At 66.2% G+C, this 23,744-nt stretch carries 23 protein-coding genes and 1 pseudogene; 15 read left to right on the plus strand and 9 right to left on the minus strand.

Annotated elements, in window-relative coordinates; all coding sequences use genetic code 11:
- The first annotated feature begins 332 nt into the window (after positions 1 to 332).
- Positions 333 to 725 carry an IS200/IS605 family transposase gene (tnpA, locus tag HARCEL1_RS11275; RefSeq protein ID WP_108383606.1) on the plus strand — a complete coding sequence of 131 codons (393 nt, stop codon included), beginning with the start codon at positions 333 to 335 and terminating at the stop codon, positions 723 to 725.
- Between the two features lies 1 nt (position 726).
- Positions 727 to 2,039 (plus strand): annotated as a pseudogene (locus HARCEL1_RS11280) (RNA-guided endonuclease TnpB family protein).
- A gap of 48 nt (positions 2,040 to 2,087) precedes the next feature.
- Here the strand turns inward: HARCEL1_RS11280 and HARCEL1_RS13455 are convergent.
- Positions 2,088 to 2,735: a DUF389 domain-containing protein gene (locus tag HARCEL1_RS13455; protein ID WP_159077114.1), complete on the minus strand. Its 648-nt coding sequence runs from the start codon at positions 2,733 to 2,735 to the stop codon at positions 2,088 to 2,090.
- A gap of 379 nt (positions 2,736 to 3,114) precedes the next feature.
- Between HARCEL1_RS13455 and HARCEL1_RS13460 the strand changes: the two genes are divergently transcribed.
- Positions 3,115 to 3,564, plus strand: coding sequence for a hypothetical protein (locus tag HARCEL1_RS13460; RefSeq protein ID WP_159077115.1), 450 nt, complete (start codon positions 3,115 to 3,117; stop codon positions 3,562 to 3,564).
- 35 nt (positions 3,565 to 3,599) lie between these two features.
- On the opposite strand, the gene HARCEL1_RS11295 is transcribed toward HARCEL1_RS13460, so the two are convergent.
- On the minus strand, positions 3,600 to 4,265 hold the full coding sequence (locus tag HARCEL1_RS11295; RefSeq protein ID WP_108383614.1) for a riboflavin synthase: 666 nt from the start codon (positions 4,263 to 4,265) through the stop codon (positions 3,600 to 3,602).
- A gap of 79 nt (positions 4,266 to 4,344) precedes the next feature.
- Here HARCEL1_RS11295 and HARCEL1_RS11300 point away from each other — a divergent pair, with 79 nt between their 5' ends.
- A complete protein-coding gene (locus HARCEL1_RS11300; protein ID WP_108383617.1) occupies positions 4,345 to 4,575 on the plus strand; it encodes a DUF7533 family protein in 231 nt (76 codons plus the stop codon).
- On the opposite strand, the gene HARCEL1_RS13465 is transcribed toward HARCEL1_RS11300, so the two are convergent.
- Positions 4,572 to 5,525 carry a helix-turn-helix transcriptional regulator gene (locus HARCEL1_RS13465; protein WP_159077116.1) on the minus strand — a complete coding sequence of 318 codons (954 nt, stop codon included), beginning with the start codon at positions 5,523 to 5,525 and terminating at the stop codon, positions 4,572 to 4,574. The two genes, HARCEL1_RS11300 and HARCEL1_RS13465, sit on opposite strands and share 4 nt — an antisense overlap.
- Before the next feature lie 117 nt (positions 5,526 to 5,642).
- On the opposite strand from HARCEL1_RS13465, the gene HARCEL1_RS11310 reads away from it, so the two are divergent.
- Positions 5,643 to 6,887 carry a DUF7096 domain-containing protein gene (locus HARCEL1_RS11310; protein ID WP_108383619.1) on the plus strand — a complete coding sequence of 415 codons (1,245 nt, stop codon included), beginning with the start codon at positions 5,643 to 5,645 and terminating at the stop codon, positions 6,885 to 6,887.
- A 51-nt stretch (positions 6,888 to 6,938) separates the two neighbouring features.
- The gene (locus tag HARCEL1_RS11315; protein WP_108383621.1) at positions 6,939 to 7,397 is read left to right on the plus strand and encodes a type IV pilin; all 459 of its coding nucleotides are present in this window, start codon (positions 6,939 to 6,941) and stop codon (positions 7,395 to 7,397) included.
- An 86-nt stretch (positions 7,398 to 7,483) separates the two neighbouring features.
- Here HARCEL1_RS11315 and HARCEL1_RS11320 read toward each other — a convergent pair whose 3' ends face one another.
- Positions 7,484 to 8,107: a methyltransferase domain-containing protein gene (locus HARCEL1_RS11320; RefSeq protein ID WP_108383623.1), complete on the minus strand. Its 624-nt coding sequence runs from the start codon at positions 8,105 to 8,107 to the stop codon at positions 7,484 to 7,486.
- A 121-nt stretch (positions 8,108 to 8,228) separates the two neighbouring features.
- Here HARCEL1_RS11320 and HARCEL1_RS11325 point away from each other — a divergent pair, with 121 nt between their 5' ends.
- Both HARCEL1_RS11325 and HARCEL1_RS11330 read left to right on the plus strand, forming a co-directional pair.
- Positions 8,229 to 8,561 carry a V-type ATP synthase subunit H gene (locus HARCEL1_RS11325; protein WP_108383625.1) on the plus strand — a complete coding sequence of 111 codons (333 nt, stop codon included), beginning with the start codon at positions 8,229 to 8,231 and terminating at the stop codon, positions 8,559 to 8,561.
- The gene (locus HARCEL1_RS11330; protein ID WP_108383627.1) at positions 8,548 to 10,713 is read left to right on the plus strand and encodes a V-type ATP synthase subunit I; all 2,166 of its coding nucleotides are present in this window, start codon (positions 8,548 to 8,550) and stop codon (positions 10,711 to 10,713) included. The genes HARCEL1_RS11325 and HARCEL1_RS11330 overlap by 14 nt, the downstream gene beginning before the upstream one ends.
- A 6-nt stretch (positions 10,714 to 10,719) precedes the next feature.
- Here HARCEL1_RS11330 and HARCEL1_RS11335 read toward each other — a convergent pair whose 3' ends face one another.
- From HARCEL1_RS11335 to HARCEL1_RS11345, 3 genes are all read right to left on the minus strand, one after another.
- Positions 10,720 to 13,494 (minus strand): anti-sigma factor domain-containing protein, encoded by a 2,775-nt coding sequence (locus HARCEL1_RS11335; protein WP_108383629.1) that lies wholly within the window; start codon positions 13,492 to 13,494, stop codon positions 10,720 to 10,722.
- Between the two features lie 172 nt (positions 13,495 to 13,666).
- Positions 13,667 to 15,205, minus strand: a complete 1,539-nt coding sequence (locus tag HARCEL1_RS11340) for an RICIN domain-containing protein (RefSeq protein ID WP_108383632.1) — start codon at positions 15,203 to 15,205, stop codon at positions 13,667 to 13,669.
- Positions 15,206 to 15,276: 71 nt separating this feature from the next.
- On the minus strand, positions 15,277 to 16,731 hold the full coding sequence (locus tag HARCEL1_RS11345; RefSeq protein WP_108383635.1) for a cellulase family glycosylhydrolase: 1,455 nt from the start codon (positions 16,729 to 16,731) through the stop codon (positions 15,277 to 15,279).
- 229 nt (positions 16,732 to 16,960) lie between these two features.
- On the opposite strand from HARCEL1_RS11345, the gene HARCEL1_RS11350 reads away from it, so the two are divergent.
- The 7 genes from HARCEL1_RS11350 (at position 16,961) to HARCEL1_RS11380 (ending at position 22,664) form a co-directional block, all read left to right on the plus strand.
- Positions 16,961 to 17,209, plus strand: coding sequence for a hypothetical protein (locus tag HARCEL1_RS11350; protein ID WP_108383638.1), 249 nt, complete (start codon positions 16,961 to 16,963; stop codon positions 17,207 to 17,209).
- 7 nt (positions 17,210 to 17,216) lie between these two features.
- Entirely contained in the window at positions 17,217 to 17,795 is a 579-nt protein-coding gene (locus tag HARCEL1_RS11355) for a V-type ATP synthase subunit E (RefSeq protein WP_108383641.1), read from the plus strand.
- Entirely contained in the window at positions 17,792 to 18,859 is a 1,068-nt protein-coding gene (locus tag HARCEL1_RS11360) for a V-type ATP synthase subunit C (RefSeq protein ID WP_108383644.1), read from the plus strand. Before HARCEL1_RS11355 ends, HARCEL1_RS11360 begins: the two co-directional genes overlap by 4 nt.
- Positions 18,859 to 19,179, plus strand: a complete 321-nt coding sequence (locus tag HARCEL1_RS11365; protein WP_108383646.1) for a V-type ATP synthase subunit F — start codon at positions 18,859 to 18,861, stop codon at positions 19,177 to 19,179. The genes HARCEL1_RS11360 and HARCEL1_RS11365 overlap by 1 nt, the downstream gene beginning before the upstream one ends.
- A gap of 1 nt (position 19,180) precedes the next feature.
- Complete coding sequence (locus HARCEL1_RS11370; protein ID WP_108383649.1) at positions 19,181 to 20,935, plus strand: ATP synthase subunit A; 1,755 nt, start codon at positions 19,181 to 19,183, stop codon at positions 20,933 to 20,935.
- Positions 20,935 to 22,356 carry a V-type ATP synthase subunit B gene (locus HARCEL1_RS11375; RefSeq protein WP_108383651.1) on the plus strand — a complete coding sequence of 474 codons (1,422 nt, stop codon included), beginning with the start codon at positions 20,935 to 20,937 and terminating at the stop codon, positions 22,354 to 22,356. The genes HARCEL1_RS11370 and HARCEL1_RS11375 overlap by 1 nt, the downstream gene beginning before the upstream one ends.
- 95 nt (positions 22,357 to 22,451) lie before the next feature.
- A complete protein-coding gene (locus HARCEL1_RS11380) occupies positions 22,452 to 22,664 on the plus strand; it encodes a DUF7511 domain-containing protein (protein ID WP_108383654.1) in 213 nt (70 codons plus the stop codon).
- Positions 22,665 to 22,668: 4 nt separating this feature from the next.
- On the opposite strand, the gene HARCEL1_RS11385 is transcribed toward HARCEL1_RS11380, so the two are convergent.
- Positions 22,669 to 22,884, minus strand: a complete 216-nt coding sequence (locus tag HARCEL1_RS11385) for a hypothetical protein (RefSeq protein WP_108383657.1) — start codon at positions 22,882 to 22,884, stop codon at positions 22,669 to 22,671.
- Positions 22,885 to 22,958: 74 nt separating this feature from the next.
- Entirely contained in the window at positions 22,959 to 23,543 is a 585-nt protein-coding gene (locus HARCEL1_RS11390) for a non-canonical purine NTP pyrophosphatase (protein ID WP_108383660.1), read from the minus strand.
- Positions 23,544 to 23,744 lie beyond the last annotated feature (201 nt).

Raw genomic sequence — 23,744 nt, forward strand, 5'->3', positions numbered from 1 at the left:
AACACAGGGCGCGAACCTCCGAGGAGAGGGCCCACCGATTGCGACTGGAATCGTTCAGTAGAGGGGACGAGTTCGCCAGAGACGCCCGTTCGATGCGGGAGGGACCAGCGAATCAGGGGACCGGTGCGGTGGATGCCTATCTTGATTCAGCGAGAGAATCCCGCCCTTCCCGTGAGTGACGAGTGTTCCGACGCCCAGTCGGAACCGAAGAGCGAACAGGGCGGGAGTGAATCGCGTAAGCTCTGTGCAACAAACCACTCGGTTTCTCCTTGCTGAATACCTCACGTCACAAGAGTTATCTGGATTGGGTGTATCGTATCTGCTAAGGCCAAATGGAGTATCATCTGCAAACCGGGTCGCACACAGTGTACGCGCTTCAGTATCATTTCGTGACTGCTACGAAGTACCGTGCCGATATTCTCACGGATGAGCGGCTGGAGCGTGTCGCTGAAATTGCCCACGATATTGCAGACGACTTCGAGGCCGACATCACAAACGTGGACGGCGGTACCGACCACGTTCACATTTTGTTTCGGACCAAACCAACCACAGACCTCACGAAGTTCATCAACTCGCTCAAGGGTGTCACATCCCGCCGGATTCGGCAGGAGTACCCCGAGGTGAAACAGACGCTCGAAGATGCGTTCTGGCAACCGGGATATTTCCTCGCCACGACCGGTCAAGTGAGCATCGACGTGCTGATGGACTACGTGAACGACCAGTAGCATGACCGCGACGACCACGAAAACGCTGGAGGCCACGCTCGCGCCGCCGACAGCCCACAAAGAGCGCAAACTGTGCGACCTGCTCGACACCTACCGGGCAGGACTCCACGAGGCGTTCGAGGCCGGGTGCGAGACGATGAGCGCAACCAGCGACGTGGTGACGCCCTACGACCTGCCGTATCAGGCGAAAGCGGCCCTGTGCAACTACGTCCCGCAACTCCACGGCACCTACGACGCCGAGGAGTTGGACGACGACCACCCAGTTCGACTCACCAACCAAGCCGCCGAGTTCGACCACTCACCGGAACGGGACTACGAGTTCACATGGTGGGTACCGCAACCCGGTCGCGGGACGAATTTCTGGATACCGCTCCGTATTAATCCCGAACAAGACGGTCTGTGGCACGACCTCGTACACGGAGACGCTTCGGCGGGACAACTCCGACTGCAACGCAACCGCACGTCGTGGACACTCCACGTCACCGTCGAGTTCCCGGTCGAAGAACCGAACTACGAACCGACCGACGACGATGTAACACCAGTTGGCTTCGACATTGGCGAAGCACACCTGCTCGCGGGCTGTGCCTGCGAGCAGGGGACTCCGACTGACCCACTGCTCATCAACGGTGGTCGCGCTCGCCACCTCCGCAAAGAGATGCATACGACGCTCAAGCGACTCCAGGAGCGTGACACCGCCGAGTGGCGGATTGACGAACGGTTCGACCACTACCAGAACGCACTCACAGACATCATCGAGAAGGCGTCTCGGCAGGCCATCGAGTACGCCGAGCGCTTCGATAAGCCTGTAGTCGTTCTGGAAGACCTCTCGTACATCCGCGACGACCTCGATTACGGCGAGTGGATGAACCGACGCCTCCACGCATGGGCGTTCGCTCGCTTGCAGGAGCGCATCGAAGACAAAGCACGAGAGGCCGGGCTTCCGGTCGAATACATCCGCCCAGAGTACACGTCGCAGACGTGCAACGAGTGCGGCCACGTCGGGTATCGGAACGGCGACGAGTTCCGGTGTCAGAACGACGAGTGTTGGGTATCGGAGTACCACGCAGACATCAACGCCGCAATCAATATCGCTGATCGCCACGACCCGTGGGGTGAGAGCCTGCCGCTGAAACTGGCGGGCGATGACATCTCACGGGATGGGAGTGCCTGTGACAGCATCCCCAGAAATCTCCGATTTCTGGTGTGCGAACGAGACGCGTCGCGTCTCGTTAACGCCGCGACCCCACCGAGCAGAGCCTACCACGGCAGATGACGCTCGGAGAGGTCGGGTCGGAACCCACTGCCGGTCGTTGACCGGTATTCCCATGCCAGGAAGCCGCGCCCTTCAGGGCGCGGAGGATGTCACTTCGCCGTGTCTGCTTTCCGATCACCACGAGCGCCGAGCCAGAGTGTCACCGTCCCAGTGACCACGACCATGCCTGCATTGAGGAGGAGCAAAAGCAGGCCGCCACTGGCTCTCGCAGGCGCCTGTGACAGTAATGTGATGCCCCCGGCAGCTGCGGCTGGGACGAGTGCGAGGGCCGCGACGACGCCGACGAGCGTGTCTTGTCGATCTTTGTCGGTCGTGACCCCCGCCGCGATGCCCGCCGCGGCAGCAGCAACGACGCTGAACCAGCCAGCCGTAATGCGTTCTTCGAGGAGTGGTTTACCGATGAGGTTCTCCGCCGGTGGGAGCACGCCCGTCAGGTTCAGACCCAGCGTCGTCACGATAGCCCCCGCAGTCGCAGCCAACAGACCGACGACTGCGACCGAGACCCCGAATCTGGCTCGATGCAACCGGTTGGCAGCGAGGCCAGCCGAGACGAGTTCCAACGGCGTCAACACCGGGGCGATGACCATCGCGCCGATGAGGATTGGAATCGAGTTGGTGAGGAGTGCCACGCCAGCAAGCACACCAGACATCGTCATCAAAACAAGATACGACGTATCGAGGCCGACCTGTTCGTACTTGTTCTCGCACTTTTCGCTCAGTGAGACTCCAGGACACATTTCGAACGGATACAGGCGTATCAGTGGAAAATATTGCGACGATGCGGGAGTGTTTCCGACTGGAATGCAGCCAGTACCAGTCCACTCGTACGCGCCCCATCGACCCACTCTATGCAGCAGTCCATTCCCCTCAGAATCACGGACATTCGCCCCCCTCGTGTGAAATGGCGAGGCTCCGCTCCAGATTGTTGACGGCATAAATGACGGAGACACGTATTCGACTGCTGTCGCAGTCTGTTCGCGGTCCATCACACGCCCCCGACCCACCCTCCGGTCCGAGCCGTTCCGACCCCTTTGTTTCAACTCGACGGGCCAGGATATTATCGGTCGTCGAGAACGACGGCAAGGATTGATAGCGTCGGAGTACGGTATTTCCATCATGCCGCCGACCAGGCGGGCGGTCCTCGCGAGTCTCACGGCACCCATCCCGCTCGCGCTCGCTGGCTGTGGAGACTCCGAGGACGCCCCCGGTGACAGCGACCCAGGCCAGAGTGGCCCCTCCTCACTGACGGAATCGGATCCGGACCTGACCGTCGCGGTCACGAATACGGGCACGGAGACCATCGACGTCGAACTCCGACTCGCGCCGGTCGAGACGAGCGCCGGCACGCGCATCGCCCGGTCAGTGACGCTCTCGGCGGGCGATCGGGCGACCGTCGACGTACCCGATCCCGCCGACGCTCGGTTGACCGTCGACGATCGCACGCACGGGACGTCCACGGCCGTCGAGATCACACTCGACGCGGTCCACGACCACGGGCCGAGCGCGGTCTATACGATTTCGATCGACGACGACGGGGCGACGACGACCGGGTTCGAGGACAGCTGAGGCCCCCCGCTGAGAACCGACTCGATCGCCGCGCGCTACTGCTCGGCCAGTCGCTCGGCCCAGGCCTCGCGGTTCGATCCCGACTCGCCCGCGAGCATGTTCTCGACGTATTTGGCGATCACGTCGACCTCCAGGTGGACCGGATCGCCGACCGACTTTGCGGAGAGACTCGTCACCGCGTGCGTTTCGGGGATGATCGCGATGTCGACCTCGTGCGTGGCGGTGTCACCGCCACGTTCTTCGAGGCCGGTTTCACCGGCCTCGCTGGCAACGGTCAAACTGATGCCGTCGACCGCGATCGACCCTTTCTCGACGACGTACTGGCCCAGATCCTCGGGAATCGCGATCGAGTAGGTCCAGTCCTCACCGACCGACTCGATACCGGTGATTTCGGCCGTCCCGTCGACGTGGCCCTGGACGACGTGACCGTCGAACCGGCCGTCGGCGGGCATCGCGCGCTCCAGATTGACCGGATCGCCGACCGACACCTCCCCGAAGAAGGTCCGATCGAGCGTCTCGGCCGCGAGAAAGACGGTGAAACTGTCGGCGTCGAACGTCTCGACGGTGAGACAGACGCCCTCGACGGCGATCGACTGGCCCTCGCTCACGTCGAACGGCGCGTCGATGGTCAGGCGGCGACCACCCTCGTCGTCGTCGATCCCCAGCACCTCACCCTTGGTTTCCACGATTCCGGTAAACATACCGAAAACGTGACGTCCCCCGTCCCTGAAGCTTCCGATCGAACGCGGCGTTTAAACGCCGTTCGCCCCCATCGATCGTATGGCCCAGGGGATCGTGGCGATGATCGGGCGCGCGGGGGCGCTCGTCCTGATCGCGCCGGTGATCGTGCTCGCACTCGACGCCGCCGTGCGTGGGGACTGGGGGCTGAGCGTCACGTTCGCCGGCGTCGCGGCGCTCATGTTCGGCCTGGGTGAGATTATTACTCGTCCGAGTGACCTGCCCGGCGAACTCGTGGATCGCGTCGTCGGTGCGATCGTGAAAAAAGACTAGTCCTCGAAGCCCTCGTCCGGGAACGAGATGAGGTTCTCCCGGCCGATGCGAAGTTTGTCGATCCGATCGTTCTCGGCCATCTCCGAGAGAAGTTGGGAGACTTTGGCGTTCGACCAGCCGGTCTCCTCGACGATCGCGGCCTGCTTCATCCGCCCGCCGTTGCGGTCGAGCAGCGCCTCCACGCGCTCTTCGTCGCTGAGCAGGTCGGGATCCGGCGCTGGCTCGTCGTCCGGATCGGGCGATGGCACGGGTTCGTCGTCCTCGGGGCGGCGCGTGTAGAGCCACCACCCCAGGCCGAGCACGACGACGAAGACGAGCACGAGCGCGGGCACCCACCCGAGCGCGCCGACGCCGACGCCGCCGACGAACGTCCCCGACAGCGCGCCGGACTCGAAGCTGTGGGGGCCCTCGATCCGCGATTGGCCGTTCTCGACGCCGTAGGGCCAGTCTGTCGGGCCGTACCCAGAGGGCGGGTCGACGATCAGCGTCTGATTCGCGCCGAGTTCAGCGAGCCAGCGATCGTCAGTCGCGAACGCGTCACCGATGTGGATCGCGTCGTCCTCGACGCGCGCGAAGTTCTCCCAGGTGAACGCGACCGTGAGTTCGCCCGCGTCGCCGCCATGCTCGGCGCGGTACTCGACCTCGTCGATCGCCATCTCCCGGCCGGTCGATGCGGCGGCCATGTCGGCGGCGGTCCGGGCGGACTGGAGGCCCTGGGATTCGATTCGGCCGTCCTCGTATCGATCTGCGACCTGCTCGAAAGCGACCCGATCGGTCTCGTTGCGGAGCGTGAGCGTGGTCGTGATCTGCCAGCGGGCGTCACCGTCGCTCTGGAGGGCGATCTCGATGGTCTGGTGGGTTTCGATCGGACTGGTCGCGCCGGTCGCGACACCGCCGATCACGGCGACGGAGACCACCACCAAGAGGAGGGCAATCGCCCGAGGCGACATATCGGGCGATTCGAACCTCCGTAGGATAACAGTTTTCATCGCTCAAAAGGCGACAGAGGGCGACCGGACGCCGCGGTCGGACGGGATTTAAGACCGGGGGGCCCGAACCTCGCCGTGATGGAATCGCGAGTCCTCGCGCTTGTGGTCGTCCTCGGCGTCGTCAGCGTCGCCGGCGCCGCGGGCGTCGCCGCGACGGACGTCGGCGCGGTCGGGATCGACGAGGGACGATCGGGTGTCGCCGCACCGGGGGCCGACCTCGGGACCGCGGCCCACGGCGATGCCGATCAGTTGCGATCGGAGCTCGCGGTCGCCGCACTGGAGACCCGTCTCGACCGGGCGGACGCGGACGCCGAGCGCCGGGCCGCCGTCGAGGCGGCGGTCGGGCGACTCCAGACCCGCCTCGATCGGTATCGGACCGACCGCCAGCGCGCGGGCGCGGAGTTCGCTGCCGGCGATCGATCGGCCGACTCACTCGCGCTCGCGCTCGCACGCGTCGACGGTGACGCCACCCGTCTGCGCGCCGAGCGCGCGGCGATTCAGGCCCTGGCTGCGACCCGGAGTGACCTCTCGTTGAGCAATGGCCTCGAATCGGAGCTATCGAGCCGATCACAGATCGAGGGCGAGGCGCTCTCACTCGAAGGCCCGGTCCGCGAGCGCGTCCGGACGGACGCGGTCTCGGGCGAGCGAACGGCAGTCGTACTCGCCGCCAGCGAGGACGGTGTGGCCGCGAGCACGATCGAATCGGGCTCCTACCGCCGCGAGGTGACCCGCTGGAACGACTACGTCCCCAGCGGAACCAACCAGTTCCGAGAGTCCAACGGCGGGCCCGTGAGCGCCGCCTACGACCTGGCGAAATCGGAGTACTACGCCACCGCCTATCAGATGGCGATCGAGAGCGGATCGAACAACCCGAGCATCCTCACCTACGGCGGGTCGATCTACCGGGTGACGTTCCCGTTCGACGGCGGACGCGTCCGGGCGTTCGTCGACGGCAACACCACCGCACCGTTCCGTGAACTCCAGCGCCGCTCGGTCGCCGACCTCGACGAACGGACGGTCGCGACCCACGAAGGCGACGATCTCACGGTGACGGTCAACGAGACCGACGCGGGCGGGCCCGTCGCGATCGACGTCACCGCCGACGGCGACCCGGTGGATGCGGCCGTCACGATCGAGAACACCACGATCGGACAGACCGGATCGGACGGCCGCCGCTGGGTGGTCGACCCCGCGGGCAAGACGCGGGTCACGGTCAGGGCCACGGGCGATCGCACGGTCGAGTTCGCTCTCGGCGGGGCGTCCCGTGACACCGCCAGTGAGTCGCAGGGCGTCGCGGACCCCACCGCGACGCTTTCCTCGTAGACCCAATCGCGAGTCGCGACATTTTTGCCCACGTAAGCGATCGGCCGAGGTATGGATCGGGCGACCAGTCCCGTCGTCGGCAGCGTCGTGCTGATCGTCCTCACGGTCGTCCTCGCGGGATCGGTCGCCGCCGCGTTCGGGTCAGTCTCGACGCCCGCAGAGCCGAGGTACGCGAGTATCGATGGGTCGGTCGACGCCGACACCGATCAGATCAACCTCATCCACCGTCGGGGCGACCCACTCGACGTCGACGACCTCGATCTGCGCCTGTCGGTCGACGGTGAGCCAGTGACCCACCAGCCCGACGTTCCGTTCAACGGCACCGTCGGATTCACCGGTGCGCCCGAGGGGCCGTTCAACGCCGCCAGTGCAGATCGCGTCTGGCGAGCGGGCGACCGGGCCGGATTCGAACTGGGAAACAACACCGCGATCGACGCTGGCGATACCGTCACCGTCACTATCTCCCACGAGGGCTATCACGTCGCGACCGTCGAGACGACGGCCACCTGACAGCGCGACGGTCGGATCGTCGCTTTGGAGATTTTCTCGAAAGACGCGCGCCTCTCGAAGGATGGTCGGATCGTCGCTTTGGAGATTTACTCGTCGGGCACGCGCGCGACGGTCGTGATCGCGACGTTCGGGCGGTAGGATGGCCCCATCGTGACGTGTTCGATCGCCTCGAACCCCGCGGCCTCGAACATCCGGTCGGCCTCGCGCTCGTCGTAAAAGAACATGATCGCGTCCGCGAGTTTGCGGAGCACCCGCGAGGAGGGGGCGTTCGGCCCGACGACGAGCACCTGTCCGCCCGGTCGTGTCACCCGTCGAAACTCTTCGAGCGCGGCGACGGGGTCGGGCCAGTACTCGATCGACCCCGACGACCAGACCACGTCGAAGCTGTCCGCCGCATACGGCAGCCGTTCGGCGTCGCCCCGGGAGAACTGCACCGGGCCGCGCCGCCCGAACTTCTCGTAGGCGTGTTCGAGCTGGTGGGCGCTCTGATCGAGCGCATGGACCGTCTCGACGTGGTCGAGCAGGCCCGCCGTCCCGAAGCCCGTCCCACAGCCCACGTCGAGGACGCGATCCTCGGCCTCGAAGTCGAGTTCCGCGAGTGCGTCCGCGCGCATCGCTTCGGTCCAGACGTACGGGTTGATCCGGTCGTAGATCGTCGAGAGAAACCGATAGAACGTCCGCGCCCGCGCCTTGTCTTCGAGGAGTCCCATGACCCGGTCCTTACCGGGTCGGCGGCATAATTCCCCGGATTCAGACGCTCGTTGCCGCGGTCGTGGGCCGGGTTCCGCAACGCCCATATAGCCGGTCGGGCAATCACCCGACGATCAGACAATGCCACGCCCGGAGGTACTCGAACGCATCAAGGCGGTCGAGAACGAGGCCGACGAGATTCTCGCGGACGCCGACGACGAGGCCGACGCGATCGTTGCCGAGGCCCGGGAAGCGGCCGAGACGATCGTTGCCGAGGCCCAGGAGGAGGCCGACGAAGCGGCCGACGAGCGTCTCGCGGCGGCTCGCGAGGACATCGAGGCCGAGCGCGAGGAGATCGTCGCGGCGGGCGAACAGCGCCGCGAGCGCCTCGTCGAGCAGGCCGAACAGAACGAAGACGAGGCGGTCGCGTTCGTCATCGAGCGCTTCGAGGAGGCCGTGAATGCTCAGGCCTGAGCGGATGAGTCGGGTCTCGGTGGTGGGGTCGCGGGCCGTCCTCCCGGACGTGATCGAGACGGTCCACGACCTCGAAATGCTCCATCTCTCGGAGTACGACGACGCCATCGAGGGGTTCGACCCGGGGTCGCCCCTGGAGGGGGCCGACGACGCCGCCCAGAAACTCGTCACCGTGCGCGCACTCCTGAGCACGCTGGAAGTCGACCCCGAGGCCGTCGGGCCCGCGCGGATCGAGCCCGACCGTCTCGACGATCGCCTCGAAGAGATCCGCACCGAGGCCAACGCACTCGACGACCGTCGCGAGGAGCTCGAACAGCGCCGGCGCGATCTGCAAGCCGAGTACGAACAGGCCGCCCAGTTCGTCGATCTCGGCATCGATCTGGACTTGCTCGGTGGGTACGACACCCTCTCGGTCGCCGTCGGGGCTGGCGATCCGGACGCGATCGAGGGGAGCCTGGCGGAATCGGACGCCGTCGAGGCCTTCGAGGTGTTCGCCGGCGAGGAGACCGTCGGCATGTTCGCGTCGCTCGCGGAGGGCGAGTTGAGCGACGTCCTCGTCGGCGTCGCGTTCGAACCGATCCCGATCCCCGACGGCGAGGCCGACCCCGAAACCTTCCTCCAGCAGCGACGCCACGAACTCCGACAGATCGAGTCCGAACTCCGGACCGTCGAGTCGAAACTCGAACGGCTCGCGCTCGACGTCGGCGGCGAACTGCTCGCCGCCGAGGAGTACCTCGCCGTCGAAGTGGACAAACGCGAAGCGCCGCTCTCCTTTGCGACGACCGAGCGGGCGTTCGTCGCTGAGGGGTGGCTGCCGACCGAGGAACTCGACCGGTTCGAAGAGGTGCTCCGGACCGCCGTCGGTGATCGGATCTCGATCGACGAACTCGAACGCGCCGCCTACGACGAGGGCCACCCCGTCGAACCCGCGCCCACGGCCGACGCCGAAGCGGACGGCGACGTCGAAGTGCGGGCCGACGGCGGCGTGACCGCGCTGGGTGATCCCAACCCGCCGGTCGTCCAGGACAACCCCTCGATCGCCCAGCCGTTCGAGCCGTTCGTCACGGCGGTCGGGGTCCCGAACTACGACGAACTCGACCCGACGATCTTGCTGTTGTTGACGTTCCCCGCGTTCTTCGGGTTCATGATCGGGGACCTGGGCTACGGGCTGATCTACGCCGCGATCGGAGCGATCATGCTCCAGCGATTCGAGCGGCCCGCCATGCGATCGATGGGTGGGGTCGCGCTCTGGGCTGGTGGGTTCACCGCGCTGTTCGGCGTGCTGTACGGCGAACTGTTCGGCACCCATCTGGTGACGGCCGTCCTCTGGGACGGCCTGCTCGGGATGGACGCGTCACCGCTGCACAAGGGCTTCATCCCCGTGCACAGCGACTGGGCGCTGCTCTGGCTGGTCGGGAGCCTCCTGGCTGGGCTCGCGCACCTCACCGTCGCGTACGCCGTCGGGTTCGTCGACGATTTGACCCACGGCGTCTGGGCCGCGATCACGGAGAACGCCTCCTGGCTCGCGATGCTCGTCGGGACCTGGGCGTGGATCTTCAGCTTCCACGGCGGGAGTTTCAAGCCCGATTTCATGGTCGGTGAGACCGCCGTCCTCAACGGCCATCCGTTCCCCCTGGGCTTTGCGGGCCTGCCTGCGATCGTCGGCATCGTCGGGATCGCACTGTTCGTCGTCGGGTTGGCCCTGCTCGCGATGGGCGAGCCGATCGAACTCGTCGAATTCCTCGACGTGTTCGTCAACGTCATCTCCTACGTCCGGTTGATGGCCGTCCTGCTCGCGAAAGCCGGAATGGCGTTCGTGGTGAACCTGATCGTCTTCGGCGTCGGAGCGGAAGGCGACCCACAGAACTGGCATTTCCTCATCGGGGAGTCCCCAGCCGAGTTCACCAGCCACTACGCGAGCGGTGAGATTCTGTTCGGCGGGCTGACCAACATGGGCATCGCCCCGCTGTTGGTCGGGATCGTCATCCTCGTCGTCGGCCACGCCGTCGTACTCGTTTTGGGTGTCATCAGCGGCGGCCTGCAGGCCGTGCGTCTCGAATACGTGGAGTTCTTCGGAAAGTTCTACGCCGGCAACGGGCGGGCGTACGAACCGTTCGGCGCCGAGGCCGACGGCGATCGCGCCTCGAACTGACCGCCCTCAGACCATCTCGAACAGCGCCATCACGTCCTGCATGTCGACCGTGCCGTCTTCCGAGAAGTCGTAAGCCGTCTCGTGATCGGAGAGCACCGCCTCGTCGGAGTGTTGGTAGAACGTGTTCACGTCGACGAAGTCGAGGCGGCCGTTCCCGTTGAGGTCCTCGTGGAGACCGTCACCGTCGATGTCCTGCGGAACAGTGTCCGCGACGGGATCGAGGTCGCCAGTCCGGACGCGGGCCGTCCCCGACGGCGTTTTGGGATCGGGCACGCCCAACTCGTAGCTCGTGTGATCGGTCGCGTCGCCGGGAATCGGGCCCGCCAGCGGTTTCACCTGGAACGGGGCCGGGCCGGTCGGATCCGTCCCGTCGATGTCGGGTTCGACCGAGATCACCGCTTTCGAGGAGCCGTCCGCGAGGTCGGTCGGGAATTCGAGCCCGTCGGGGGCGTTCTGGAGGAAGTCCTCGCCCGGGAACGGCGGCGCGCCCTGATCGCCCGAGTACGGGGCCGCGTCGTCGGCCATCGCCGGGTGGTCGAACCGGCCCGTCGAGAGCGGCATGCCGCCGTGGACGACCCAGCCCTCGTACGTCCAGTTCGCCTCGCTCAGATCCGGGAGGTCGAGCGATGCGGAGGGGCCACCCGCGGGATCGAGGAACCAGATGCCCGACCGCTCGTTCGAGTCGCCGCCGTTCGTCGGCGTCGCCAGGATATAGCTCCCGCTCGCATCCTCGAAGTTCACCGGGAAGGACAGGTCCGCGATACCGTCTTCGAGGGCGCCCGCGAGCACGACCACGCCGCTCGGGTCGGGGCTCGGATCGTCGCTCGGTTCGATCGTCACGACGATCTTCTCGGCTGCCGAGAGGTCACGGTCGACCTCGAAGACCGTCGATCCGGCCGCGCTGAACGTCCCGGTCGAGAGTTTCTCACTCCCGCCGTCGAAGATCGCCCACCCCTCGTAGTGACCCTCCGACAGTTCGGGCAGCATCGACAGGTCGAGCGAGAGCGTCGAGGTCTCGGGCGCGCGAGCGGCCGCGGCGTCCGCGTACAGCGTTGCGGTGCCGTCGGGCGTCTTCGGATCGGGGGCGTTCAGGTCGTAACTCGTGTGATCGGTCGCGTCGCCGGGGATCGGCGCGGCCAGCGGCTTGACCTGGAACGGGGCCGGGCCGGTCGGATCCGTCCCGTCGATGTCGGGTTCGACCGAGATCACCGCTTTTGACGAGCCGTCGGCCAGGTCGGTCGGGAATTCGAGACCCTCGGGTGCACCCCAGAGGAAGTCCTCCCCGGGGAACGGCGGCCCGTCCTGATCGCCCGAGTACGGTGCGCTATCGTCGGCCATCGCCGGGTGGTCGAATCGACCGGTCGAGAGCGGCATGCCGCCGTGGACGACCCAGCCCTCGTACGTCCAGTTCGCCTCGCTCAGATCGGGCAGGTCGAGCGATGCGGAGGGCCCCGACGGATCGAGGAACCAGATGCCCGACCGCTCGTTCGAGTCGCCACCGTTCGTCGGCGTCGCCAGGATGTAGCTTCCGCTCGCATCCTCGAACGAAACGGGGAAGGACAGGTCGGCCGTGCCGTCCGACAGCGATCCCGCGAGGACGACCACACCGCTCGGGTCGGGGCTCGGGTCCTCGTCGGGTTCGATCGTCACGACGATCTTCTCGGCCTCCGAGAGGTCGCGATCCACCTCGAAGACGTACTCCTCACCCTTCGAGAACGTCCCCGTCGACAGCTTCGTCGCGCCGCCGTCGAAGATCGCCCACCCCTCGTAATGACCCTGATCGAGTTCGGGCAGCATCGAGAGGTCGTAGGCGACCGCGTTCATCCCGTCGCTCGTCCCGCGGGCCGCCGCAGCGTCCTCGTACAGTGTCGCCATGCCCGACGGCGCTTTCGGATCCGGCACGTCGAGATCGTAGCTCGTGTGATCGGTCGCGTCGCCGGGAATCGGGCCCGCCAGCGGTTTCACCTGAAACGGGGCCGGGCCGGTCGGATCGGTCCCGTCGATGTCGGGTTCGACCGAGATCACCGCCTTCGAGGAGCCGTCCGCGAGGTCGGTCGGGAACGCCATCTCGCTGGGCGCGTTCTGCAGGAAGTCCTCCCCGGGGAACGGCGGGCCGTCCTGATCGCCCGAGTACGGCGCCGCGTCGTCGGCCATCGCCGGGTGGTCGAACCGGCCCGTCGAGAGCGGCATGCCGCCGTGGACGACCCAGCCCTCGTACGTCCAGTTCGCACCGCTCAGATCGGGCAGGTCGAGCGATGCGGAGGGCCCCGACGGATCGAGGAACCAGATGCCCGACCGCTCGTTCGAGTCGCCACCGTTCGTCGGCGTCGCCAGGATGTAACTCCCGCTCGCATCCTCGAACGAGACGGGGAAGGACAGGTCGGCCGTCCCGTCCGACAGCGATCCCGCGAGGACGACCACACCGCTCGGGTCGGGGCTCGGGTCCTCGTCGGGTTCGATCGTCACGACGATCTTCTCGGCCTCCGAGAGGTCACGGTCGACCTCGAAGACGTACTCCTCGCCGGCCGAGAACGTCCCCGTCGAGAGTTTCTCCGACCCGCCGTCGAAGATCGCCCACCCCTCGTAATGACCCTGATCGAGTGCGGGCAGCATCGAGAGGTCGTAGGCGACCGCGTTCATCGCGCCGGTCGCCGCACTCGCCGTCACGGCCGTCCCGCCCAGGCCCGCTGTCGCGACCAGCGCCCCCGCCGATCCGAGAAAGCCCCGCCGCGTGGTTCGTCGCCGCTGTGCGTCGTCGTCCGCAGTGTGTGGTTCAGTCATGAGTACGGTCGCACACGGATCGGCGGCCCCGAAGGGCCGCCGACAGGTTACACCGTGTGTGAACGTGCAGGAATCCGGACGTCGAAGTATTAAATCATGGACACTTTGCAAACTCCGAACGAACTCCACCCGAAAACCGTACAAACTTCGACCCGGATCTCGAAGCTCCGACTCAGACCATCTCGAACAGCGCGAGCACGTCCTGTGAGTCGACGATGCCGTCGCCCGAAAAGTCGTAGGCGTCGGGGTAGTCCTGCACGGCGGCGGAATCAGTGTGCTGGAAGAGTCGGTTCACGTCGGGGAAGTTCACGGTTCCGTCGCCCGAGAGGTCCTCGTGGAGTCCGTCGCCGTCGATGTCCTGCGGGACCGTGCCCGCGACGGGGTCGAGTTCCGGCGGGGTCTCGGTCGGTGTCGACTCGACCGGTTCGAACCGCCAGCGCTGGTTGGAGCCAGCGATCCAGGGCCACTGGAGCACCGGACTCCCCGGGTCGGTCGCGCCGTCGGCCACGTCGAGGACGTGCCGGCTGTTGGCGTTCTCGATGCGATAGGTGTCGTCGGCGTTCGCGATCACGTGCCAGCGCTGGTGGTCGCCGCCGTTGTCGGGCCACTGGTCGATCGAATCGCCCGCGTCGGTCGATTCGTTCGCGACCTCCAGGACGTGTCCCGAGTGCGCCGCCTCGACGGTGTACGCGCCGTCGGCGGTCGGTGACAGCGTCCAGCGCTGCCCGTGTGCGCCCACCGCAGCCTGAGCGACGCTCGCGCCCTCGGTGCTCGCACCGTCGACGACCGTCAGCGCGTGGCCCGAATGGGCGGCGACGATGCGGTAGGTGCCCGCCGCGATCGGCTGGGCGGACCGGCCCGCGCTGGTGACGTACGCCTCGCCGACATCGGTCAGCGTCCGCCCGTCAGCCCCCTCGGTGGTCAACCAGGTCGCATCGCTCCCGGACCACCAGGCATACCGGTGGACGTAGTCGCGGCGTTCGAGTTCGGGGACCGTCCGTGAGAGATAGGTCACGTTGCTCTCGATCAGCGACTCGATGTCGCTCACGCTCCCGAAGTTGGGGCCACCGAACTCCGTGATCCAGATCGGCCGGCCGAACTGCTCGTACACCCAGTCCATCCGGTCGAGGAAGGATGTGGCCTGCCCGACGGGGTCGGATGCCATCGCCTGCGAGCCAGCGTACCAGTGGACGCCCACCGCGTCGACGTAGAGGTTCGGATCGCTCTCGACGCCGTCCATAAACGCCTGCAGGTACGACTGCCCGCCCGACGTACCGGTCTTGATCGACGGGCCGACGACCGTCACGCTGGTATCCCGGAAGGTGTCACAGACGGTGCGCCACGGGTCGAGGATCGTCTGGACGTCGTGATACCCTTCCTCGTGGTCGGGTTCGTTGTAGCCGAGCATCGCGTCGGCGTCGCTCGCGCGGATCTGCTCGGCGGCCCCGGCCGTCCAGCCCAGGTCGTCGCCGTTGATCATCGGGACGAACTCGTCGTGGTCGAACTCGTCGGTGCGATCCGATCCCGAGAGCCAGTTGTACGACCACGCGGCTTCCAGAAGGTTCCCCCGCGCCGGGTCCGATCCCGCGAACCCGCGTTTCGAACTCGCGGGCCACTCGGCGGCAGCCACCCGGCCCGGCAGGCCGACGGCCAGTGCCAGCCCCGCGCCCAGGCCCCCGAGGACCGTCCGCCGGTCGACGCTGTGTTCCATGCCACCGATATTCGAGCACACCTCGGATAGTCGTTTCCACCGCTCGATCGACCGGAGAAAGAGACGACTGTTCAGACCATCTCGAACAGCGCGAGCACGTCCTGTGAGTCGACGGTGCCGTCCCCGTCGAAGTCGTAGGCGTCGGGGTGGTCCTGCACGGCGGCGGAATCGGTGTGCTGGAAGAATTGGTTCACGTCGGGGAAGTTCAGCGTCCCGTCCCCCGAGAGGTCCTCGTGGAGTCCGTCGCCGTCGAGATCCTGCGGGACGGTGCCGTCGACCGGGTCGAGGTCGCCCCCGGGCGTCGTGCCCGGCGTCGTCGACCCATCACCCTCGGGTAGACGGTCCGAGCGAGTCTCTTTGAGGTAATCGCGGAAGAACTGCCCGTGCTGGAGCGGCCCGGATCTGAGTTCCCAGGGTTCGTCGGGCCCGCCGGTGTCCTTGGAGAACATCGCGGGCGCCCAGATGTGATCGAAACACCAGACCTGCCAGGAGACGTTCGGGTGGCTCTCGAAGAAGTCGACGAACTGCTGGCCCTCCTTCTCGTTCGATCCGGCCATGTATTCGGCAGTCTCGCCGTCGTCGGGTTCGTACCCGAACTCCGTCATGAAGATCGGCACCTCCTCGGCGGGCGTGCCGAAGTATTCGTCCAGCGGGCGCAAGCCCGGATGGCCGTAGACGTGGCCGGTGTAGGCGAGATTCTCGCCCTCGAACTCGTGGATCGACGACCAGAAGGTCCACTGGGACCACCGCGGCGACCCGATGAGCACCGGCGCTTCGGGGGCGTTGGCCTGAATCGTATCGACCCAGGGCTGGGCGGCCGCCCGCCAGTCGAGCCAGGTCTGTTCGGCGTTCTCGTCGTCGGGATTGGCCACCTCGGCGCTCGCCCCGCGCTCGCGGAAGCCGTAGTACGGCGAGATGGGTTCGTTGTACACCTCGAAGAGGACGTGTGGCTCCTCCGCGTACCGCGAGGCGACGACCTCCCAGAACATCATCAGTTCGTCGTGGAGGTCGGGGTCGGTGTATTCGAGTTCCTGGCTCTTGTGGCGATGGTAGTCCAGAATGAGGTAGACACCGATCTCACGCGTTGTCTCGACGACTGGCTGGACGTAGTCGTCGAGATACGTCTGCAGTTTCGATTCGGAGAACCCACCCGGATCGACCCGAGCGCCGTTGCCCTTGCCGTCTTCGATGATGTCCGCGGGTTGCATCGGCAAGCGGATCACCCGCGAGTACCAGTCGCGCTCAGGGTCGGTCGCGTGCTCGACCACCCGCGGAATGGCGCGTCGCCAGGTGGTCTCTTTCGCGCGGGCAGGGTCGACGACGTTCACCCCGCGCAAGGTCACCTCGTTGTCGCTCGGGTCTTTCATCCACTTTCCGTCGCGATGCAAGCGTGGGGTCGGAATCCCGCGTGCGGCGGCGGTACCGACGGTCGCGAGACCGGCGGCCAGTGCGGCGGTCGCACCGGTGGTCTTCAGAAACTGGCGTCTCGACTGCCGATCGGATCCTGTGGTGTCGTGGTCTCTCATGTGTGCCCCCGGGCCGCCAGGCGCGGCGGTCCCCCGGCCTGACCATAAATTACGTTCATAATAAAGTAAAATGTTCCGACCAGCACGCGATGTCAATGCCCGAGATATCGCAATCGTCGGACGGCGACACCGGCAACATACGGTGGCGAGAGCTATTTACCAAGGTTTATCTTGGCGGTGGACCGACGCTACGCCGAGTGCACGTCGTCTCGAACGACACACGAAACCCATGATTCCAGAAACTGCCATGTTGCTTCAGGAGGGTGCACCGATTCTCAACGACGCCGGCGCTGCGGCGATCGCCGTCGGTTTGTCTGCGCTGGCCGCCGGCTACGCCGAGCGCGGTATCGGCTCCGCCGCTATCGGGGCGATCGCTGAAGACGACGACCTGTTCGTCAACGGGCTGATCCTGACGGTCATCCCCGAGACGCTCGTCATCCTGGTCCTGGTCGTGGTCTTCCTCGTGCTGTTCATCTGAATCCACGATGAGTCTCGAAACGGTCGTCGAGGACATTCGAGAGCAGGCCGAGGCCCAGGCCGAGGCCATTCGGGAGGAGGCCGAGGCGGAGGCCGAGGAGATTCGCGCCGAGGCCGAGGCGGAGGCCGACCAGATCCGCGAGCAGCGCGAGCGTGACGTCGAGCGTCAGATCGACCAGGAGCGCGAACGCGGCCTCTCGAACGCCGAACTCGAAGCCAAGCAGGCGCGGCTTCGCGCACGGCGGTCGGTCCTTCAGGACGTTCGCGAGCGCGTCGAGGACGAACTCGTCGAACTGGACGGCGACCGTCGCCGGGATCTCACCGAGTCGTTGCTGACCGACGCGCTCGACGAGTTCGACGAGGGGTCGCTGGTCGTCCACGGTCGCGCCGAGGACCGCGACCTGCTCGACGACCTCGTCACCGACCGCGACGCGACCGTCGGAGACCCCAGAGACTGTCTGGGCGGCGTCGTCGTCACGAGCGAGGGCGCGCGCGTCCGCGTGAACAACACGTTCGATGCGGTCCTCGAAGACGTCTGGGAGGAGCACCTCCGGGCCGTCAGTGACCGCCTGTTCGAGGAGGAATGAGCGTGTACACGGGATCGAAGCGTTCCCGGGGCAACCCCGAGTACGTCGTCGCGCGCGTCAGATCGCGCCGATCGATGCTGTACGACGAGAGCGATTACCGCAAACTCGTCCGGATGGGGACCGGCGAGATCGCCCGGTTCATGGAGGACAGCGAGTACGAAGCCGAGATGAACGCGCTCGGAACGCGCTTTGCGGGCGTCGACCTCATCGAGTACGCCATCGAGCGCAACCTCGCGAAACACTTCGAGGACATCCTCGGGTGGTCCGAGGGGCGGATCTACGACTTCGTCGCCCGGTACCTCCGGAAGTTCGACGCCTGGAACGTCAAGACCGTCATCCGGGGGATCTACTCGGGCGCGGACGCCGAATCGATCGAGACCGACCTCATCCGGGCCGGCGAAATCGACGAAGAGACGCTCGCCCAACTCACGGGTGCGGACTCGATCGAACGCGTCGTCGAGATCCTCGCGGACACGATCTACGGCCCGCCGCTCGAAGCGGCCTACGAGGACTACGAGCGGACCGACCTGCTCGTTCCCCTCGAAAACGCCGTCGATCGGGCGTTCTACGAGGCGCTGATCGAGGATCTGCCCGCGAAATCGAGTGCCAACCGCCCGACGGAGTTGTACATCGAGTTCCTCGAAACGGAGATCGACTTCCGGAACCTCCGGAACGCGATCCGCGTCGCTCACGACGCCTCGACCATCGACCCCACCGAGTACGCGATCGCCGGCGGGCGACTGTTCGACGTCGATGATCTCACCCGCCTCGGAGAGGATCGCGAGGCGCTGATCGATCACGTCCGGGAGAGTTCGTACGGCACACGGATCGAAACCGCACTCGGCCACCTCGAATCGGGCGATCGGATCGAGTTCGAGAACGCGCTCGACGCCGCGCTGCTCGAACAGGCCGATCGGCTCTCGAACCGGTATCCCGTGTCGGTCTGCCCGATCCTCGCCTACATCCTCGCGAAAGAACGCGAGGTCGAGAACATCCGCGCGATCGCACGCGGTCGCGAGGCGGGGATGAGCGACGCCGAGATCGAACGACGGGTGATTCTCTGATGGCAGACGAAATTGCCGTCGTCGGCAGTAGCGACTTCACGACGGGGTTCAGACTCGCCGGCGTCCGCAAGTGCGAGTCGGTCCCCGAGGACGACAAGCCCGAGCAGTTGGAGGACGCCGTCGAGACGGTGTTCGAAGACGAGTCGGTGGGCATCGTCGTCATGCACGAATCGGATCTCGAATATCTCTCGCGCGGGACGCGCGAGGCCGTCGAGCGGAGTCTCGACCCGGTCCTCGTGACGCTCGGCGGCGGGGCTGCGAGTGGCGGCCTCCGCGCCCAGATCAAGCGCGCGATCGGCATCGATCTCATGGAGGAATGATATGAGCACGGACCAGACAGTCCGCGCAGACGGACGGATCGACAGCGTGAGCGGCCCCGTCGTGACGGCGACCGGGCTGGACGCGCGTATGAACGACATGGTGTACGTCGGTGAGGCCGGCCTGATGGGCGAGGTCATCGAAATCGAAGACGACGTGACCACCATCCAGGTCTACGAGGAAACCTCGGCGGTCGCGCCGGGCGAACCCGTCGAAGGCACCGGATCGCCGCTCGCGGTCGATCTGGGCCCGGGCCTGCTGGACAACATCTACGACGGCGTCCAGCGCCCCCTGGAGGTCCTCGAAGAATCGATGGGGTCGGCGTTTCTCGACCGCGGGGTCGACGCCCCGGGGATCGATCTGGAGAAGCCCTGGGAGTTCACGCCCACCGTCGAGGCGGGCGACGAGGTCGCATCCGGCGACGTCGTCGGGACCGTCCCCGAGACCGAGAGTATCGACCATCGCGTGATGGTCCCCCCGGACGTCGAGGGCGGAACCGTCGCGGAGGCCAAATCGGGGACGTTCACCGTCGAGGAGACGGTCGTCGAACTCGACGACGGCACCGAGATCGCGATGCACCAGGAGTGGCCGGTCCGGCAGGCCCGACCCGCCGGCGAGAAAGAGACGCCGACCGAACCGCTGGTGACCGGGCAGCGCATTTTGGACGGCCTGTTTCCCATCGCCAAGGGCGGAACGGCCGCGATTCCGGGGCCGTTCGGGAGTGGGAAAACGGTCACTCAGCACCAGCTTGCCAAGTGGGCCGACGCAGACATCGTCGTCTACGTCGGCTGTGGCGAGCGTGGCAACGAGATGACCGAGGTGATCGAGGACTTCCCCGAACTCGAAGACCCCGTGACGGGGAAGCCGCTGATGAGCCGGACGAGCCTCATCGCGAACACCTCGAACATGCCCGTCGCGGCCCGCGAATCGTCGGTCTACACGGGGATCACGATCGCGGAGTACTACCGCGACATGGGCTACGACGTCGCGCTGATGGCCGACTCCACCTCGCGGTGGGCCGAGGCGATGCGCGAGATCTCCTCGCGACTCGAAGAGATGCCTGGCGAAGAGGGGTATCCCGCCTATCTCCCGGCGCGACTCGCGGAGTTCTACGAGCGCTCTGGGTACTACCAGACGCTGTCGGGCGACGAAGGGTCGGTCTCGGTCGTCGGCGCAGTCAGCCCACCGGGCGGGGACTTCTCCGAGCCCGTCACCCAGAACACGCTGCGCATCGTGAAGACGTTCTGGGCGCTCGACGCCGACCTGGCCGAGCGACGGCACTTCCCGGCGATCAACTGGGACGAGTCCTATTCGCTGTATCGCGACCAGCTCGACCCGTACTTCGAAGAGTCGGTCGCCGGCGACTGGCCCGACCTGCGCCAGTGGCTGATCGACATCCTCGACGAGGAGGGCGAACTCCAGGAGATCGTTCAGCTCGTCGGGCGTGACGCACTGCCCGAAGACCAGCAACTCACGCTCGTCGTCGCGCGATACATCCGCGAGGGGTTCCTCCAGCAGAACGCCCTCCACGACGTCGACACCTACTGTGCGCCCGAGAAGAGCTACCAGATGATGGGTGCGATCAAGGCGTTCCACGACGCGGCGTTCGACGCGCTCGACGCGGGCGTGCCCGTCGAGGAGATCACGTCGGTCGAGTCGATCGCCCAACTCAACCGCATCGCGACGACCGAGGAGTACGAACAGTTCATCGACGAGACGATCGACGAGATCACCGAGGATCTCAGGGGGCTGTACTGATGAAAGAGTATCAGACGATCACGGAAGTCAGCGGACCGCTCGTCCACGTCGCCGTCGACGAGCCAGTCGGGTACGACGAGATGGTCGAGATCGAGGTCGACGGCGAGACCCGCCGTGGACAGGTGCTCGAATCGACCAGCGACCACGTCGCCATCCAGGTGTTCGAGTCGACCCAGGGGATCGACCGGAACTGTTCGGTCCGCTTCCTGGGCGAGACGATGAAGATGCCCGTCACGGAGGACCTGCTCGGGCGGGTCCTCGACGGGACCGGCCAGCCGATCGACGACGGCCCCGAAATCGTCCCCGACGAGCGTCGCGACATCGTCGGGAAGGCGATCAACCCCTACTCGCGGGAGTTCCCCCGGGAGTTCATCCAGACGGGCGTCAGCGCGATCGACGGGATGAACACGCTCGTCCGCGGCCAGAAGCTCCCCCTATTCTCTGGCTCCGGACTGCCCCACAACGATCTCGCCCTCCAGATCGCTCGCCAGGCCGAAGTGCCCGAGGAGAGCGAGGGCGATGACGAAGAAGAGAGCGAGTTCGCGGTCGTCTTCGCGGCGATGGGGATCACCGCCGAGGAAGCCAACGCCTTCATGGACGACTTCGAGCGCACGGGCGCACTCGAACGCTCGGTCGTGTTCACCAACCTCGCGGACGACCCCGCCGTCGAGCGGACGATCACGCCGCGGCTAGCGCTGACGACCGCCGAGTATCTGGCCTTCGAGAAGGGGTATCACGTCCTCACGATCATGACGGACATGACCAACTACTGTGAGGCGCTCCGCGAGATCGGGGCCGCCCGCGAGGAGGTTCCCGGTCGGCGCGGGTATCCGGGCTACATGTACACCGACCTCGCGAACCTCTACGAGCGCGCAGGGCGGATCGAGGGCGTCGAGGGGTCGATCACGCAGATCCCGATCCTGACGATGCCCAGCGACGACGACACCCACCCGATCCCGGACCTCACGGGATACATCACCGAGGGCCAGATCTACGTCGATCGGGACCTCAACAGCCAGGGCGTCCGCCCGCCGATCTACGTGTTGCCCTCGCTCTCCCGGTTGATGGACGAGGGGATCGGCGAGGGCCACACCCGCGAGGACCACGGCGACGTCTCCGACCAGATGTACGCCGCCTACGCCGAGGGTGAGGACCTCCGCGACCTGGTCAACATCGTCGGGCGCGAAGCACTCTCCGAGCGTGACAACAAGTTCCTCGATTTCGCCGACCGGTTCGAACAGGAGTTCGTCGATCAGGGCACCGACACCGACCGCTCGATCGAGGAGACGCTCGATCTGGGCTGGGAGTTGCTCTCGATGCTCCCGAAAGCGGAACTCAACCGCATCGGCGAGGAGTTCATCGAGGAGTACTACATCGAGGACGAGTCCGCAGCGGCCGACGAGACCGAAGCCGAGGCCTGATTTCGGTTCGATCTTTTGGAGTCGTCCCGATCGCTCCCGAGTGCTCTATACCCCTCATAGCAACGCCCATCAGTGCCGCCGGCGGCGCACCGGACATGCCCGACAGGTCACGGCCCGAGTGCACCGCCGACACCCGCGACGACGCGCCCGCCACCCACGCGGACATCGATCTGGACCTCGCCGTCGTCGAGTACGCGACCGGTCCGGACCGGGCCACCATCCACCCCGGCGTGTGTGGGCACGACCGGACGACACACTGGCTCTCGGCCGACCGATCGGTGTTCTGTGACCTCGCGATGTGGCGGTGAAACGTCAGTCTCGACGACGCTCCGGGCGACCCGCCTCGTCGAGCGCCTCCCGCTCAGCGTCGGCGACGAGTTTGGCGACCGACCGATCGCAGTCGGCGACCTCCGCGCGGAGCGCGGCGAGCGGGTCGTCCGGGATCGGAAGCTCGATCTGACGATCGCCGCGATCGATCACCTCGACGCGGTCCCCAGATCGATCGTCGCTCGCGTCGGCCTCGTCCATACTCGGTGTTCGAGTTCGAACCCAATCAATCCTGTCCGGACGAGCCATCAGTCGTCTCGAAGTGCCCCGCCCGCTCAGGCCAGCCAGTCCGCGAAGGCTTCCAGCGCGCGCCCACGGTGTGAGACCTCGTTTTTCGCCTCCATCGATCGCTCTGCGAACGTCTCGCCTTCGAACTCGAAGATCGGATCGTAGCCGAAGCCCTCCGATCCGCGGGGCTGGACGATCTCACCGGTGACCTCACCGACGAGGAGGGCGACCGGGGCGTCGACGCTCGCGACGATAGTGTGGCCTTCGCCCTCGTCGATGCCGGGCGGGGCGCGTGCGAACGCGTCGCCGTCACAGAACGCGATCACCGAGCGGAACGTGGCGCGCGACCCCGCGCCGAGTTCGGCCACGCCCTCGATGCCGATGGTGTCCTCGACGTACGCCGAGTAGGGGCCGGGGAACCCATCCAGATCCTCGACGAACAGCCCCGAGTCCTCGACGAAGACGGGCCCGCCGACGTAGGCGTACGCCTCGCGCGCGCCGCGAGCGGCGATAGCCGCCAGATCGGGCGACTGGATCTCGACGTAGTCGTGGCTGACCTGTTCGACGTCCTGATCGAGATACCGGCGCGCCTCGCGGACCTTGCCGGCGTTGCCGGTGACGAACGTGAGCATGGGCGTGCCTGCACCCGCGCTCTCAAAAGCCTCCCCATCCCGGTGGGCGCGACCGAGGTCGTCCAGCGCCGTTGGAGCGAATCTCGAACGGAGTTTGGGTGAAGTTCGAACGGAGTTCGAACGCATCTTGATCGGCAATTGAACAATCGTTAAGCCCCGTTCGCGGTGAAACGAAGGTGAATGAGTACCACAGCGCGGATC

This window comes from Halococcoides cellulosivorans, from assembly GCF_003058365.1.
Classification (GTDB): Archaea; Halobacteriota; Halobacteria; order Halobacteriales; family Haloarculaceae; genus Halococcoides; species Halococcoides cellulosivorans.

Bases quoted from the DNA above. Each gene is read 5' to 3' on its own strand.
- tnpA (WP_108383606.1), top strand. From the start codon at position 333: ATGGAGTATCATCTGCAAACCGGGTCGCACACAGTGTACGCGCTTCAG.
- HARCEL1_RS13455 (WP_159077114.1), bottom strand. From the start codon at position 2,735: ATGTGTCCTGGAGTCTCACTGAGCGAAAAGTGCGAGAACAAGTACGAA.
- HARCEL1_RS13460 (WP_159077115.1), top strand. From the start codon at position 3,115: ATGCCGCCGACCAGGCGGGCGGTCCTCGCGAGTCTCACGGCACCCATC.
- HARCEL1_RS11295 (WP_108383614.1), bottom strand. From the start codon at position 4,265: ATGTTTACCGGAATCGTGGAAACCAAGGGTGAGGTGCTGGGGATCGAC.
- HARCEL1_RS11300 (WP_108383617.1), top strand. From the start codon at position 4,345: ATGGCCCAGGGGATCGTGGCGATGATCGGGCGCGCGGGGGCGCTCGTC.
- HARCEL1_RS13465 (WP_159077116.1), bottom strand. From the start codon at position 5,525: ATGTCGCCTCGGGCGATTGCCCTCCTCTTGGTGGTGGTCTCCGTCGCC.
- HARCEL1_RS11310 (WP_108383619.1), top strand. From the start codon at position 5,643: ATGGAATCGCGAGTCCTCGCGCTTGTGGTCGTCCTCGGCGTCGTCAGC.
- HARCEL1_RS11315 (WP_108383621.1), top strand. From the start codon at position 6,939: ATGGATCGGGCGACCAGTCCCGTCGTCGGCAGCGTCGTGCTGATCGTC.
- HARCEL1_RS11320 (WP_108383623.1), bottom strand. From the start codon at position 8,107: ATGGGACTCCTCGAAGACAAGGCGCGGGCGCGGACGTTCTATCGGTTT.
- HARCEL1_RS11325 (WP_108383625.1), top strand. From the start codon at position 8,229: ATGCCACGCCCGGAGGTACTCGAACGCATCAAGGCGGTCGAGAACGAG.
- HARCEL1_RS11330 (WP_108383627.1), top strand. From the start codon at position 8,548: ATGCTCAGGCCTGAGCGGATGAGTCGGGTCTCGGTGGTGGGGTCGCGG.
- HARCEL1_RS11335 (WP_108383629.1), bottom strand. From the start codon at position 13,494: ATGACTGAACCACACACTGCGGACGACGACGCACAGCGGCGACGAACC.
- HARCEL1_RS11340 (WP_108383632.1), bottom strand. From the start codon at position 15,205: ATGGAACACAGCGTCGACCGGCGGACGGTCCTCGGGGGCCTGGGCGCG.
- HARCEL1_RS11345 (WP_108383635.1), bottom strand. From the start codon at position 16,731: ATGAGAGACCACGACACCACAGGATCCGATCGGCAGTCGAGACGCCAG.
- HARCEL1_RS11350 (WP_108383638.1), top strand. From the start codon at position 16,961: ATGATTCCAGAAACTGCCATGTTGCTTCAGGAGGGTGCACCGATTCTC.
- HARCEL1_RS11355 (WP_108383641.1), top strand. From the start codon at position 17,217: ATGAGTCTCGAAACGGTCGTCGAGGACATTCGAGAGCAGGCCGAGGCC.
- HARCEL1_RS11360 (WP_108383644.1), top strand. From the start codon at position 17,792: ATGAGCGTGTACACGGGATCGAAGCGTTCCCGGGGCAACCCCGAGTAC.
- HARCEL1_RS11365 (WP_108383646.1), top strand. From the start codon at position 18,859: ATGGCAGACGAAATTGCCGTCGTCGGCAGTAGCGACTTCACGACGGGG.
- HARCEL1_RS11370 (WP_108383649.1), top strand. From the start codon at position 19,181: ATGAGCACGGACCAGACAGTCCGCGCAGACGGACGGATCGACAGCGTG.
- HARCEL1_RS11375 (WP_108383651.1), top strand. From the start codon at position 20,935: ATGAAAGAGTATCAGACGATCACGGAAGTCAGCGGACCGCTCGTCCAC.
- HARCEL1_RS11380 (WP_108383654.1), top strand. From the start codon at position 22,452: ATGCCCGACAGGTCACGGCCCGAGTGCACCGCCGACACCCGCGACGAC.
- HARCEL1_RS11385 (WP_108383657.1), bottom strand. From the start codon at position 22,884: ATGGACGAGGCCGACGCGAGCGACGATCGATCTGGGGACCGCGTCGAG.
- HARCEL1_RS11390 (WP_108383660.1), bottom strand. From the start codon at position 23,543: ATGCTCACGTTCGTCACCGGCAACGCCGGCAAGGTCCGCGAGGCGCGC.